General features: G+C 67.1%; 1 protein-coding gene. It reads right to left on the bottom strand.

Annotation, left to right across the window (positions count from 1 at the left end):
• Window positions 1-244: hypothetical protein (locus AAEY83_RS14240; protein WP_351059841.1), on the bottom strand; the 244-nt coding region annotated here is incomplete at its 3' end.
• Window positions 245-280: the final 36 nt, after the last annotated feature.

Here is a 280-nt window from a genome sequence, read left to right as displayed (position 1 = left end):
CGGTGATCCACAGCGCGCAGGCGAAGACGCTGGCGGCGCAGAAGGCGAGTGCGACGCCCAGTAGCCATTCCGGGCCGACGCTGGCGCTGTCTGACAGACGTCCGGGGACGTCCAGTACGAACACCAATCCCACGAGAATCAAGCCCATCAACATCGCGGTGCGCGCGCTTGGTCGTGGGCCGCCCAGCGCCCAGGTCAGCAAGGCGAGCAGGATCGGAAACACGTTGGCCACCAGCAGCGCCAAAGCGACCGGGACCCGCGCGACAGCGGAGTACAGACA

This window comes from Psychrobacter sp. TB20-MNA-CIBAN-0197, assembly GCF_040309765.1.
Lineage (GTDB): Bacteria > Pseudomonadota > Gammaproteobacteria > Pseudomonadales > Moraxellaceae > Psychrobacter > Psychrobacter submarinus.
Note: the sequence above shows the minus strand (reverse complement) of the source record. Positions and strands in the feature narration are given on the sequence as shown.